The sequence below is a fragment of the Sphingomonas sp. TDK1 genome (assembly GCF_001650735.1).
Taxonomy (GTDB): domain Bacteria; phylum Pseudomonadota; class Alphaproteobacteria; order Sphingomonadales; family Sphingomonadaceae; genus Sphingomonas.
Genome location: NZ_LXVY01000016.1, coordinates 45,943 through 58,239, shown reverse-complemented (window position 1 = coordinate 58,239; position 12,297 = coordinate 45,943). Strand labels below are relative to the sequence as shown.

General features: G+C 66.6%; 14 protein-coding genes, 1 tRNA gene and 1 riboswitch. Of the genes, 14 read left to right on the top strand and 1 reads right to left on the bottom strand.

Annotated elements, in window-relative coordinates:
• Window positions 1–10: 10 nt before the first annotated feature.
• Window positions 11–194: riboswitch (yybP-ykoY riboswitch) on the bottom strand.
• 111 nt (window positions 195–305) lie between these two features.
• From ccmC to A7X12_RS10305, 7 genes are read left to right on the top strand one after another with little or no spacing between them, the layout of a single operon-like run.
• Complete coding sequence (gene ccmC, locus A7X12_RS10330) at window positions 306–1,025, top strand: heme ABC transporter permease CcmC (protein ID WP_198161990.1); 720 nt, start codon at window positions 306–308, stop codon at window positions 1,023–1,025.
• Window positions 1,022–1,153: a hypothetical protein gene (locus A7X12_RS26590; protein WP_269747813.1), complete on the top strand. Its 132-nt coding sequence runs from the start codon at window positions 1,022–1,024 to the stop codon at window positions 1,151–1,153. Before ccmC ends, A7X12_RS26590 begins: the two co-directional genes overlap by 4 nt.
• Window positions 1,150–1,584, top strand: a complete 435-nt coding sequence (gene ccmE / locus A7X12_RS10325) for a cytochrome c maturation protein CcmE (RefSeq protein ID WP_064311548.1) — start codon at window positions 1,150–1,152, stop codon at window positions 1,582–1,584. The genes A7X12_RS26590 and ccmE overlap by 4 nt, the downstream gene beginning before the upstream one ends.
• Window positions 1,581–3,509 carry a heme lyase CcmF/NrfE family subunit gene (locus tag A7X12_RS10320; RefSeq protein ID WP_064311547.1) on the top strand — a complete coding sequence of 643 codons (1,929 nt, stop codon included), beginning with the start codon at window positions 1,581–1,583 and terminating at the stop codon, window positions 3,507–3,509. Before ccmE ends, A7X12_RS10320 begins: the two co-directional genes overlap by 4 nt.
• Complete coding sequence (locus A7X12_RS10315) at window positions 3,506–4,033, top strand: redoxin family protein (protein ID WP_064311546.1); 528 nt, start codon at window positions 3,506–3,508, stop codon at window positions 4,031–4,033. The genes A7X12_RS10320 and A7X12_RS10315 overlap by 4 nt, the downstream gene beginning before the upstream one ends.
• The gene (locus tag A7X12_RS10310) at window positions 4,030–4,437 is read left to right on the top strand and encodes a cytochrome c-type biogenesis protein (protein ID WP_064311545.1); all 408 of its coding nucleotides are present in this window, start codon (window positions 4,030–4,032) and stop codon (window positions 4,435–4,437) included. The genes A7X12_RS10315 and A7X12_RS10310 overlap by 4 nt, the downstream gene beginning before the upstream one ends.
• Window positions 4,434–5,090, top strand: coding sequence for a tetratricopeptide repeat protein (locus A7X12_RS10305; RefSeq protein WP_232318451.1), 657 nt, complete (start codon window positions 4,434–4,436; stop codon window positions 5,088–5,090). The genes A7X12_RS10310 and A7X12_RS10305 overlap by 4 nt, the downstream gene beginning before the upstream one ends.
• A gap of 3 nt (window positions 5,091–5,093) precedes the next feature.
• On the opposite strand, the gene ald is transcribed toward A7X12_RS10305, so the two are convergent.
• Window positions 5,094–6,200, bottom strand: coding sequence for an alanine dehydrogenase (gene ald / locus A7X12_RS10300; RefSeq protein WP_064311543.1), 1,107 nt, complete (start codon window positions 6,198–6,200; stop codon window positions 5,094–5,096).
• A 134-nt stretch (window positions 6,201–6,334) separates the two neighbouring features.
• Between ald and A7X12_RS10295 the strand changes: the two genes are divergently transcribed.
• From A7X12_RS10295 to trxB, 7 genes are all read left to right on the top strand, one after another.
• The gene (locus A7X12_RS10295; protein WP_064311542.1) at window positions 6,335–6,805 is read left to right on the top strand and encodes an Lrp/AsnC family transcriptional regulator; all 471 of its coding nucleotides are present in this window, start codon (window positions 6,335–6,337) and stop codon (window positions 6,803–6,805) included.
• A gap of 168 nt (window positions 6,806–6,973) precedes the next feature.
• The gene (locus tag A7X12_RS10290) at window positions 6,974–8,908 is read left to right on the top strand and encodes a potassium transporter Kup (RefSeq protein WP_064311541.1); all 1,935 of its coding nucleotides are present in this window, start codon (window positions 6,974–6,976) and stop codon (window positions 8,906–8,908) included.
• Window positions 8,905–9,429 (top strand): 2'-5' RNA ligase family protein, encoded by a 525-nt coding sequence (locus A7X12_RS10285; RefSeq protein WP_064311540.1) that lies wholly within the window; start codon window positions 8,905–8,907, stop codon window positions 9,427–9,429. Before A7X12_RS10290 ends, A7X12_RS10285 begins: the two co-directional genes overlap by 4 nt.
• Before the next feature lie 42 nt (window positions 9,430–9,471).
• Window positions 9,472–9,548, top strand: a tRNA-Met gene (locus tag A7X12_RS10280).
• A 170-nt stretch (window positions 9,549–9,718) separates the two neighbouring features.
• Window positions 9,719–10,960, top strand: a complete 1,242-nt coding sequence (locus tag A7X12_RS10275; RefSeq protein ID WP_084445316.1) for an HD-GYP domain-containing protein — start codon at window positions 9,719–9,721, stop codon at window positions 10,958–10,960.
• 81 nt (window positions 10,961–11,041) lie between these two features.
• Window positions 11,042–11,179, top strand: coding sequence for a hypothetical protein (locus tag A7X12_RS25500; RefSeq protein WP_157105562.1), 138 nt, complete (start codon window positions 11,042–11,044; stop codon window positions 11,177–11,179).
• Between the two features lie 139 nt (window positions 11,180–11,318).
• The gene (trxB, locus tag A7X12_RS10270; RefSeq protein WP_064311539.1) at window positions 11,319–12,290 is read left to right on the top strand and encodes a thioredoxin-disulfide reductase; all 972 of its coding nucleotides are present in this window, start codon (window positions 11,319–11,321) and stop codon (window positions 12,288–12,290) included.
• Window positions 12,291–12,297 lie beyond the last annotated feature (7 nt).

Below are 12,297 nucleotides of genomic sequence, written 5' to 3'. Positions count from 1 at the left end.
GGCAATCTCCGGGGCCGGGCGGATGCGAATCCAACGACATCGCATCTCCCCGCCCGGCACGAGCGGAAATGCGACGCCATTGGTCTCGCCCGAACCTTGCGGCTCCGCCTGCGCCATGGCCTCTCGACCAAGTATGTTGACGCGGGCGCCCGGTGCGCGCGGCACCGACTGGCTACTCCCCAGATGACGGGGACCGGGTAGCGGAGGCTGCACGGCTTTGCAACCCTATGCGCAAGGAGGGGCGGACCGATGCAATCGCTGCTTGGAATCGGGGGAGAAACCCGGCTAATCCTCTGCGTGTGCCGATGCTTCACGCCCTCGCCAATCCGGCGCGCTTCCTCAAGATCGCCCGGCCGCTGACGCCTGCCCTGTTCTGGGTAGGTCTTGCACTGACGCTGTTCGGCGCCTGGGCCGGTCTTACCCAGACGCCCGCCGACTATCTGCAGAAGGACAGCGTCCGCATCCTCTATATTCACGTGCCGACCGCCTGGCTGGGCATGGGCGGGTGGAGCAGCCTGGCGGTAGCCTGTTTGAGCTATCTGATCTGGCGGCACCCGCTGGCCATCGTCGCCGCGCGCGCCATCGCGCCGGTCGGGGCGATCTTCGCCGCGCTTTGCCTGATCACCGGCTCGATCTGGGGACGTCCGACCTGGGGCACCTGGTGGGAATGGGACGGACGGCTGACGAGCATGCTGCTCCTCTTCTTCGTCTATGTCGCCTGGATCGCGCTCGCCCGCGCCGATGCCGAACGGAGCGGTGACGGCCGCATCCCTGCGCTGTTCGGCGTCGCCGGAACGGTGCTATTGCCTATCATTCGCTATTCCGTGATATGGTGGAATACGCTGCATCAGGGGGAAAGCATCGGGCTCACCCGAAGCAGCATCGACGCCTCGATGCTCTGGCCGCTTTGGTTCACCTTGTCGGGGTTCAGCTTGTTGTTCGGCGCGATCGTGCTGATGCGGATGCGCGCACTGCTCGCCCAGCAAAAGGTCGAGGCCCGGCTGCGGCGGAGGGCGGCGCAATGAACCATTGGTGCTTCGTGACGGCCGCCTATCTGGTGGTGGCGATCGGTACCGGCGGTGTCGCCGCCGCGAGCTGGTGGGCGATGCGCCGCGCGGAAGCCGCCGCCGAAGCGCTGGGGCGTCGCCCGTGAAGGCAAAGCATCAACGACTGACGCTGGCGTTGCTCGCGGTGGCGGCGATCATCGGCGCGGCCCTGCTGGCGCTTTCCGCGCTGAAGGACCAGGCGGCCTTTTTCTATGCCCCCGGCGACGTCGCCGGAAAGCCGCTGCCGCTGGGCAAGGCGGTGCGGCTGGGCGGCATGGTCGAGAAGGGCTCGCTCGTTCGCGCCAAGGATGGCGTGTCGATTGCCTTCAAGGTCACCGATGGCAAGGACGTGGTGCCGGTGCGTTTCCGCGGCGTGACGCCGGACCTGTTCCGCGAAGGATCGGGCGTCGTCGCCGAAGGCCAGTTCCAGCCGGACGGCAGCTTCGCCGCCGACAACCTGCTCGCCAAGCATGACGAGCGTTACATGCCGCCGCAAATGGCGGGGAAGATGCACAAGAGCGAGTCGCTGGAGCAATGATCGCCGAAGCCGGGCTTGCGGCCCTCTGGCTCGCCACTGCCTTTGCCATCGCGCAGCTGATGCTCGGCGCCGCTGCCGCACGGGGGACCGATCCCGCGGCGATGCTGCCCGGCGTCCGCAAGATCGCGCTGGTCCAGGCGCTGTTCGCGCTGCTGGCCTTCCTGCTCCTGATCTGGCTGTTCGTCACCTCGGACATGTCGGTGCTGCTGGTGGCGGAGAACAGCCATTCGCAGAAGCCGATGCTCTACAAGGTGGCCGGCGCCTGGGGCAATCACGAGGGCTCGATGCTGCTCTGGGTCACCGTGCTGGCGGTGGCCGGTGCGGGCGTCGCCCTGTTCGAGCGTCGGCTGGTGGCGGCGACGCTGTCGGCGACCCTCGCCGCGCAGGCGGCGATCGCGATCGGATTCTACGCCTTTCTGGCGTTCGCCTCGAACCCGTTTGCCCGGCTGAACCCCGCGCCGGCGGACGGGCAGGGGCTCAACCCGCTGCTGCAGGACCCCGGCCTCGCCTTCCATCCGCCGACGCTCTATCTCGGCTATGTCGGGCTTTCGGTCGCGTTCAGTTTCGCGGTCGCGGCGCTGCTGATGCGCGACGTCGGCCCCGCCTTCGCCAAGGCGATGCGCCCCTGGGTGCTCGCCGCCTGGATTTTCCTCACCATCGGCATCACCGCGGGCAGCTACTGGGCCTATTACGAGCTTGGCTGGGGCGGCTGGTGGTTCTGGGATCCGGTGGAGAATGCCTCGCTGATGCCGTGGCTGGCGGCGACGGCGCTGCTCCACTCGGTCAACGTGCTGGCGACGCGCGACGGGCTGCGCGCCTGGACGCTGATGCTGGCGGTGGTCGCCTTCTCCATGTCGATGGTCGGCACCTTTCTCGTCCGCTCGGGCATTCTCGTCAGCGTCCATGCCTTTGCGGTGGACCCGACGCGCGGCAGCTTCCTGCTCGCGCTGCTCGGCATCTATATCGGCGGCGCACTGGCGCTGTTCGGGGCGCGGGTCGGGACGGTGACACAGGGGGCTACCTTCCAGCTGGTCAGCCGCGAGGCGGCACTGGTGCTCAACAATCTGCTGCTCAGCGTCATCCTGGGGATCGTGCTGATCGGCACGCTCTATCCGCTGGTCGCGCAGGCGATGGGCGTGCAGCTCTCGATCGGCGCGCCCTTCTTCGAGAAGACCGCGGTGCCGATCGCGCTGTTCCTGATCGCCGGCACGGCGGCCGGACCGCTGCTGCGCTGGCGGAAGGATTCGGCGCAGGCGCTGCTCGCGCGCCTTACGATCCCGGTGGCGATCAGCGGCGTGGCGTTCGCGCTATTCTTCGCGCTGTCGGGCTTCGCCTCGCCGATCGCGGTGCTGGTGCTGGCGCTGGCCTTCGGGCTGGCGGCCGCGAGTGTCGCGCCGCTGTGGAAGCGCAATCTGCGCCGCACGCCACTGCCGATCTACGGCATGGTCGTCGCGCATCTCGGCATGGCGGTGAGCCTGGCGGGCATGGCGGCGGACACGCTGTTCAAGCAGGAGCGGCTGGCGGCCGTTGCCATCGGCGACAATCTTGCCGTTGGTCCCTTCAAGGTGACCCTGACCGAGGTGCGGCCCACCGTCGGCCCCAACTGGTCGGCGATGGAGGCGCGGTTGCAGGTGCAGCGCGGGACCGGCGCGCCGTTCGAACTGCTGCCCCAGCAGCGCTTCTTCGCCAACCCGCCGACCAACACCAGCGAAGCCGCGATCGCGACGCTTTGGGACGGCCAGGTCTACACCGTGCTCGGCGCCGCGGACGGGGCTGGGCGCTGGCAGCTTCGCCTGTGGTGGAAGCCGTTCGTCACGCTGATCTGGGCCGGCGGGGGGCTGATCGCGCTGGGCGGCATCCTGTCCCTGCTGGGCCGGGTGTTGCGTGCCCGCCGCGACGCGCGGGCGCAGGAGGAATGGGCATGAAGAAGCTGCTGATCTGGCTGCCGCTCGCGCTGTTCCTGCTCGTCTTCGCGCTGGTGGTGAACGGCCTGATCCAGCCGAGCGATCGCATCGTCCGCTCGGCAATGGTGGGGAAACCGCTGCCCGCGCTGCACCTGCCGCCGATGCTGGCGGACAAGCCCGGCATCGACACCAAGGAATGGCCCAAGGGCAAACCCCGGCTGCTCAACGTGTTCGCCAGCTGGTGCATCCCGTGCGTGGCCGAAGCGCCCCAATTGCTGAAGCTCCGCCAGGCGGGGGCCGAGATCGACGCGATCGCCGTACGCGACGCCACGCCCGACGTGCAGGCCTTCCTCGCCCGCAACGGCGACCCGTATAGCCGCATCGGCGACGACCATGCGATGCGCGCCCAGCTCGCGCTCGGCTCCTCGGGCGTGCCGGAGACCTTCGTGATCGATTCGCGCGGGGTGATTGTCGACCAGCATATCGGCGACATTCGCCCCGAGGATGTGCCCAAGCTGCTGCTCGCGCTGGAGGAGGCCCAGTGAGGCGCGTCCTTCTGGTGGCCGCATTGCTGCTGGCCGGTGCTGCGCAGGCGGATTCGAACCTGCCGGCATCGCCGCTCGCCTATACGCAGCTCGCCGATGCCGAGCAGGAGGCGCAGGCCAAGGCACTGATGGAAACGCTGCGCTGTCTCGTCTGCCAGGGACAGAGCATCGCCGACAGCGATGCCGACATGGCGGGCGAGATGCGCGCGCTGGTGCGTCAGCGGATCGCGGCGGGCGAGCAGCCGGCGCAGGTCCGCAAGTGGCTGATGGAGCGCTATGGCGACTATGTCACCTATGACCCGCCGCTCAGCTGGGTGACCGCGCCCTTGTGGATCGCGCCGCTGGTGCTGCTCGGCCTCGGCCTGCTGATCGCGCGACGGCTGTTCAGGAGGAAGGCCGCATGATGGGGTGGGTGGTCTTTGGCGCCTTTGCGCTGCTGGTAATTGCGCTATTGCTACTCATTCGCTTCCCCAGGCGGCTCTGGACGCTGCCCGCGATGGCGATCATGCTCGCGGGCGCGGGCTATGCCTGGCAGGGGCAGCCGGGCCTGCCGGACCATCCGGTGGAAGGCGTCGCCAGCGTGCGGCCGCTCGATCCGGATCTGATCGCGGTGCGCGAGGGGCTCTTCGGCCGGTTCAACTTCGACTATAGCTATTTCATGGCGGCCGACGCGATGACGCGGGCAGGCGCCCCGCAGCTTGCCGCGACGGTGATGCTGGGCGCGGTGCGCAAGGCGCCCGGCGATCCGGGGCTATGGGCGGGGCTGGGTCTCGCGATGGCCGAGCATGACGGCGACCAGCTTTCGCCTGCCGCGCGCTATGCGTTCGACAAGGCGGTGGAGCTGAACCCGAGCCATCCGGGGCCGCCCTTCTATCATGGGATCGCGCTGGCACGGTCCGGCGATCTGGAGGGCGCGCGCCGCGAATGGGGCAAGGCGCTGCAGCTGACGCCGAAGGATGCGAGCTATCGCAACGACATGGTTGCGGTGATGCTCAAGCTCGATCCCGGTCTGGCCGAAGCGGCGCGGCAGGCGCCGGCCGCCGCTCCGGCCCGGTAAGGATCAGCCTGCCCAGGCTTCGAAGGGCAGGTCGAGCGCCTCGGCCACCGCCTGGTGACGGATCTTGCCGGCCGAGACGTTGAGGCCGTTGGCGAGATGGCGGTCGGCCTTCATCGCGGCTTCCGCACCCTGGTTGGCCAGCTTGAGCACGAAGGGCAAGGTCGCGTTGTTGAGCGCGAAGGCCGAGGTGCGGGCGACCGCGCCGGGCATGTTGGCAACGCAATAGTGGATCACGCCGTCGATCTCGAACACCGGATCGTCATGCGTGGTCGCACGGCTGGTCTCGAAGCAACCGCCCTGGTCGATCGCGATGTCGACCAGCACCGAGCCGCGCATCATCGTCTTCAGCATGTCGCGGGTGACGAGCTTCGGCGCCGCCGCGCCCGGCACCAGCACCGCGCCGATCACCACCTGCGAGGTGCGCACCGCCTCGGCGATCGCGGCCTTGCTGGCATAGGCGGTCTTGATCTGGCTGCCGAAATGCATGTCGAGTTCGGCGAGGCGCTCGTTGTTGATGTCGTAGATCGTCACGTCGGCGCGCTGGCCCGTCGCCATCTGCGCGGCGTTGATGCCCGAGACGCCGCCGCCGAGGATCGCCACCTTGCACGGCGCCACGCCGGGCACGCCGCCGAGCAGTTCGCCGCGGCCGCCCTGTTCCTTCTCGAGATAGTGCGAGGCGACCTGGACCGACATGCGGCCGGCGACTTCGCTCATCGGCTTGAGCAGGGGGAGGGCGCCCGAGTTCGACGTCACCGTTTCATAGGCGATGCAGGTCGCGCCCGACTGCATCAGGCCCTCCGCCTGCGGCTTGTCGGCGGCGAGGTGGAGATAGGTGAACAGCAGGTGGCGCGGCTCCAGCAGCGCGATTTCCTGCGCCTGCGGTTCCTTCACCTTCACGATCATGTCCGACTGGGCGAACACGGTCTTCGCATCGGGCGCGATCTCGGCGCCGACGGCGGTATAGGCGGCATCGTCGAAATCGATGCCCATGCCGGCCTTGGTCTCGACCAGCACCTGATGGCCGGCATGCACCAGCTCCGCCACCGAGGCGGGGGTGAGGCCGACGCGATATTCGTGATTCTTGATTTCCTTGGGAACGCCGATGCGCATGGGAACTCTCCTAGTTCGAACGCGGCACCTTATCGTAGGTGCCCTGCGCAAATCCCTGCAAAGCGCAATGCTGCTCGGCTATGTCCTTGCATGCATCTTGCGAACTTCGCGCAAGCACGCGCATTTCATGCGGCATGGATCGAATCGACACAGCAATTCTCAAGCTGCTTGCCGTCGACGCGCGCGCGCCGGTGAGCCAGATCGCCGCGGTGGTGGGCCTGTCGCAATCGGCCTGTACGCGGCGCATCCAGGGACTGGAGGCGAACGGCCTGATCCGGGGCTATGGCGCGCGGCTGGGCCATCGCACGCTGGGCTTCCGGGTCACCGCGCTGGTCGACATCACGCTCGGCACGCAGGTGGAAGAGGACCTGGCGCATTTCGAGGCCGCTGTCGGCCGCATCGACGGCGTGGTGGAGTGCGCGCTGGTTTCCGGCGGCCAGGACTATCGGCTCAAGATCCTGTGCCGCGACCTCGACGATTACGAGCGAATCCACCGCGAACATCTCGGGCGCCTGCCGGGGGTGGTGACGATCAACAGCAGTTTCGTGCTGCGCGAGGTGCCGACGCGGGGCGAAGGCGACGCCTTGTTCGGCAACGCGCGATGACTATCTTCACCGCAATTGGAACGGGCGAGGCGCTGGCGCGTCTAGCCGCCCTGGACACGCTTGTTGATAGGGCATGTTGCACATGCTAACGGCCCGCATCCTGATGATGATGAGAACACAGGTCTCTATGGCCAGGTCGGTTCGCTACTCTCAGCGTCTGTCGCACCGGTGACCGCCGAAGCGACCGGAGACGCTGCCGCGCTCCTCCCCGATTCGGAACCGCATGGCGGGCATGGCCACCACGGCCAGGACCCGACGTGGAAACTCGCCCTCGGTGCCATCGGCATCGTGTTCGGCGACATCGGTACCAGCCCGCTATACGCCTTCCGCGAGACCTTCGCGAACGAGCATCACGAACTGCCGCTCGATACCCCGCATGTGCTGGGTGCGATCAGCCTGATGTTCTGGTCGATGATGGTGGTGGTGACGCTCAAATACGTCACGATCATCATGCGCGCGGACAACAAGGGCGAGGGCGGCAGCCTGGCGCTGCTCGCGCTCATCTCCGGCCGGGGCGGCCAGCGCCGCTGGACCCAGGGGATCGTGCTGCTCGGCGTATTCGCCACCGCGCTCTTCTATGGCGATTCGATGATCACCCCGGCGGTGTCGGTGCTGTCGGCGGTGGAGGGGCTTGCGGTTGCCGCGCCCGGATTCCACCGGCTGGTGGTGCCGATCGCGGTCGTCATCCTGGTGATGCTGTTCTCGATCCAGCGGACCGGGACCGCGCGCGTCGGCGCGTTCTTCGGCCCGGTGATGATCTTCTATTTCCTCGTCATCGCGACGCTGGGCGTGATCAGCATGGTGCAGACGCCCTCCGTGCTGCAGGCGTTCTCGCCCCATCACGCCGTCCATTTCTTCATGCTGGATCCGCTGCGGGCCTTCCTCGCGCTCGGTTCGGTGGTGCTCGCAGTGACGGGCGCCGAAGCGCTCTACGCCGATATGGGGCATTTCGGGCGCAATCCGATCCGCATTTCCTGGCTGTGGTTCGTGCTGCCGGCGCTGATGATGAATTATATGGGGCAGGGCGCGCTGCTGATCCGCGACGCGGAGGCGCTGCGCAGCCCCTTCTACCTGCTGGCGCCCGAGGCGTTGCGCCTGCCGCTGGTCTTCGTCGCCACCGCCGCGGCCATCATCGCATCGCAGGCGGTGATCTCCGGCGCCTTCTCGGTCACCCAGCAGGCGATTCAGCTGGGCTTCGTGCCGCGCCTGCGCATCGACCATACCAGCGCGGCGACCGCCGGGCAGATCTACATCCCGATCATCAACTGGGCGCTGATGATCATGGTGATCCTGCTGGTGCTCAGCTTCCAGACCTCGTCGAACCTGACCGCAGCCTATGGTATCGCCGTCACCGGCGCGATGCTGATCGACAATTGTCTGCTCGCCGTGGTGCTGTTCAACCTGTGGCACTGGAAGAAGCGCTACGCGATTCCGCTGCTGGCACTCTTCTTCGCGGTCGACTTCGCGTATTTCGCGGCCAACCTCACCAAGGTGCCCGATGGCGGGTGGTTCCCACTGATGGCGGGCTTCGTCATCTTCACGCTGCTCACCACCTGGGCCAAGGGCCGCAAGCTGATGATCGCGCGGCTGCGCGAGAGCGCGATGCCGATCCAGATCTTCATCGAGTCGGCGGCCAACGCGGCAACGCGCGTCCGCGGCACCGCAGTGTTCATGACCTCGACGCCCGACGGTGTTCCGCACGCGCTGCTCCACAACCTCAAGCACAACAAGGTGCTGCACGACCGGGTGATCCTGCTGACCGTGAAGATCAGCGACGTGCCCTATGTGCCCGAGGAAAAGCGCATGGTGGTGGAGGATCTCGGCAAGGGCTTCCACCGCATGATCCTCTATTACGGCTTCATGCAGGAGGCGGACGTGCCGGCGGCGCTGAAGTCGGTCGATGCCTGCGGCGCCGAGTTCAAGATGATGGAGACGAGCTTCTTCCTGGCCCGTCAGACATTGCTGCCCTCGTCGCGGCCGGGGATGATGATCTGGCGCGAGAAGCTGTTCGCCTGGATGCTGCGCAACGCCGAAAGCGCGATGGAGTTCTTCCGTCTTCCGACCAACCGCGTCGTCGAACTGGGCAGCCAGGTGGAGATTTGAGCGGGGCGACGGCCCCGCTGCCTGCCCCGTTGATCGTGACGGCGCTGTTCGGGAAGGCGGATCAGGCGTGGTTCGATTCGCTGCGCCGCGCGCATTTCCCGCCCGAGCGCAACCAGCTCGATGCGCATCTGACGCTGTTCCACCATCTGCCGCCATCGGTCGCGGAGGAATTGAAGCACCGGCTGTCGCAGGAGACGCGCGGCGTGCGTGCGCCGCGAGCGCGCGTAAGCGGGCTGATGTCGTTGGGGCAGGGCGTTGCGTATCGTATCGAGGCGCCCGAGCTTACGGCGATTCGCGCCGGCCTGCTGGAAGCGTTCGCCGGACTGCTTACGCCGCAGGATGCGGGGCGCTGGCGCCCGCACGTGACGGTGCAGAACAAGGTCCGGCCGGTCCTAGCCAAGGCGCTGCTACGTGCGCTGGAGGCGGATTTTACCCCTAAAACCGTTGAAATATCGGGGCTTGCGAGCTGGTGGTATCGCGGCGGTCCATGGGAAATGCATTCTCGTCACATGTTCGCTTGACGGATGGCCCGCACCGACATAGATGGCCCGCTCTCGCTTCGGGGCGGAGTAGCTCAGTTGGTTAGAGCAGCGGAATCATAATCCGCGTGTCGGGGGTTCAAGTCCCTCCTCCGCTACCATCCCCAAGCGCTGAAGCGGCCCGTTAGTACCCCACTAACGATATTCGGACATTCTCGATTAGCCCCGCGGTCATAGCCTCGGTGAAGCAAGTTGGGAGGAGATTCGACGACGTGTCACGTGCGGGGCACTTCTTTCGAGCATCTGGATCGGAAGGTCGGGGCACGACGTCATGGCGACGCTGAAGACGCTGGTCGCGGCCGATGTCCGGCTCGGGATGTTCATCCACGGTTTCGAGGGCTCCTGGTGGGAGCATCCTTTCTGGCGAACCCGCTTCCTTCTCACCGATCCAGACGATCTGCAGAAGCTGCGGGCATTTCGCGGCGGCGTGATTGTCGACCTTGGAAGGTCGCAGGAACTCATATGCGAGGCGACGGCCAGCGAAGAGTCGGGCGCCGGTGCGGCCGCGCAAGACGAGACTATGCTTGCGCATACGGCGAACCGGGAGGCGAAGCAGGCCGCTGCCAGCTTTCCCGCCGAACAGGCAAGGGCCGCGGCCCTGGTCGCGGGCGCACTCGACACGGTTCGGGACACGTTCGACGATGTCCGGCTGGGACGTGCCGTGGCGCATGAAAAGGTCGCGGCGCTGGTCGACGATATTTCCGGGCAGCTCGACCGCAATGCCTCGGCCCTGCTTCGCGTGCTCCAACTGAAGAGCAAGCATCAATATACCTATCTGCACTCCGTCGCCGTCTGTACGCTGATGGTGAACCTGGCACGGCACCTCAAGATGGACGACGAGGCCGTTCGTACGCTCGGTCTTGCCGGCTTGCTGCACGATGTCGGCAAGATGGCGATTCCGCATGTCGTGCTGGACAAGCCCGGGCGCCTTTCCGCCGAAGAGCTGGAACTGGTGCGCACCCATCCGGAAGCGGGCGTGGCATTGCTGCGGGCGGATGCGAGCCTGCCCAACCTGGCGATGGAAGTCTGTCTGCACCATCATGAGCGATGGGACGGAACCGGCTACCCGCACGGACTGGAGGGGGACGCCATCAGCCTTCCGGCCCGCATGGGGGCAATCTGCGACGTCTACGATGCGCTGACGTCCAATCGCTCCTACAAGGAGGCCTGGCGGCCCGCGCGGGCGCTTGGCGCCATGTGGAGCTGGGACGGTCATTTCGATCGTGAGCTGCTCTTCCAGTTCATGCGCAGCATCAGCCTGTATCCGCCGGGCCTGGTGGTGCGGCTCGCGTCCGGCCGTCTGGCGCTCATACTCGACAATGGCGGGCGGGCGACGCGTACGCGACTGCTCCTCTTCTATTCGCTCGTCGAGGGGCGCGCGATCGCACCCACCACGGTGGTGCTGAGCGGGGAAGCAGGCAGCGATTCGGTAACGGGCTTCGTCCGGGAGCAGGACGTGGCCGTGCCCATTCCCAACATCGACCTCTATCCTCCGATGACGGCTCTCGCTTAGGCATAATACCGGAACGGTACGGATTTCCGGATCGTCTATAAGCGACAGCAGGAAGAGGGATGCTGAAAGGAGACACGCAACATGCGTGCATTGCATGAATTGCCGCCGGAGCAGGTTGAGGGCCAAGGGGTCGATCCCGCCGCCTCGCGTAGCCTGTTGATCATGACGATGGGCAGCGTGCTGTTCTGGGCGAGCGTCGCCGTCTGGGTGCTTCGATGATCGCCGACAATTTCGCCTTGGTGTCGTAACAGCTTTTCCGTTCCGGCACGGCGTTGCAGATATCGCCCGCGACGCCATGTTGCTTCCGACGATGCCCTGTCTCTAGAAGCGGCATCGAAGATTCGTCGGAAAGCAGAGCATGACCGCCACCCATTCTACCCGCATGTTGATCCTGGGCTCGGGCCCCGCAGGCCTCTCGGCCGCCATCTATGGCGCGCGTGCGGGGCTTGCCCCCATCGTCGTCCAGGGCATCCAGCCCGGTGGTCAGCTGATGACCACCACCGATGTCGAGAATTATCCCGGCTTCCGCGAGGTGATCCAGGGCCCCTGGCTGATGCAGGAAATGCAGGCCCAGGCCAAGCATGTCGGCGCGCAGATGATGTGGGACACGATCGTCGAGGTCGATGTGACCCAGCGGCCCTTCCGCATGGTGGGCGATGGCGGCACGGTTTACACCGGCGATACGCTGGTGATCGCTACCGGCGCCCAGGCCCGCTGGCTCGGCCTCGATTCGGAAGAGCTGCTCAAGGGCAAGGGCGTCAGCGCCTGCGCGACCTGTGACGGATTCTTCTTCCGCGGCAAGAAGGTTGCGGTGATCGGCGGCGGCAACACCGCGGTCGAGGAAGCGCTGTACCTCACCAACCACAGCCATGACGTGACGCTGATCCATCGCCGCGATTCGCTGCGCGCCGAGAAGATCCTCCAGCAGCGCCTGTTCGCCAACGAGCGGATCAACGTGCTGTGGAACAAGGAAGTCGCCCGCTTCGTCGGCGGTGGCCAGCCCGAGGGTCTGGTCGGCATCGAGTTGAAGGACACGGTGACCGGCGAACTTTCGACGCTGGAGGTCGATGGCGGCTTCGTCGCGATCGGTCACCACCCGGCGACCGAGCTGTTCCGCGGCCATATCGCGCTCGACGACGACGGCTATATCCAGGTCGAGAAGGGCACGACCAACACCAGCGTGCCCGGCGTGTTCGCCTGCGGCGACGTGATGGACAAGCATTACCGCCAGGCGATCACGGCCGCCGGTACCGGCTGCATGGCTGCGCTCGACGCCGAGCGCTTCCTCGCGGCGGCCGATTTCGAGACGGTGGCGCAGGCGGCCGAGTAAGGAAGGA

Coding starts and splice junctions, on each gene's coding strand:
- A7X12_RS10320 (WP_064311547.1), top strand. CDS start 1,581: ATGATCGCCGAAGCCGGGCTTGCGGCCCTCTGGCTCGCCACTGCCTTT.
- A7X12_RS26590 (WP_269747813.1), top strand. CDS start 1,022: ATGAACCATTGGTGCTTCGTGACGGCCGCCTATCTGGTGGTGGCGATC.
- A7X12_RS10315 (WP_064311546.1), top strand. CDS start 3,506: ATGAAGAAGCTGCTGATCTGGCTGCCGCTCGCGCTGTTCCTGCTCGTC.
- ald (WP_064311543.1), bottom strand. CDS start 6,200: ATGCGCATCGGCGTTCCCAAGGAAATCAAGAATCACGAATATCGCGTC.
- ccmC (WP_198161990.1), top strand. CDS start 306: ATGCTTCACGCCCTCGCCAATCCGGCGCGCTTCCTCAAGATCGCCCGG.
- A7X12_RS10305 (WP_232318451.1), top strand. CDS start 4,434: ATGATGGGGTGGGTGGTCTTTGGCGCCTTTGCGCTGCTGGTAATTGCG.
- A7X12_RS25500 (WP_157105562.1), top strand. CDS start 11,042: ATGCGTGCATTGCATGAATTGCCGCCGGAGCAGGTTGAGGGCCAAGGG.
- A7X12_RS10295 (WP_064311542.1), top strand. CDS start 6,335: ATGGATCGAATCGACACAGCAATTCTCAAGCTGCTTGCCGTCGACGCG.
- trxB (WP_064311539.1), top strand. CDS start 11,319: ATGACCGCCACCCATTCTACCCGCATGTTGATCCTGGGCTCGGGCCCC.
- A7X12_RS10275 (WP_084445316.1), top strand. CDS start 9,719: ATGGCGACGCTGAAGACGCTGGTCGCGGCCGATGTCCGGCTCGGGATG.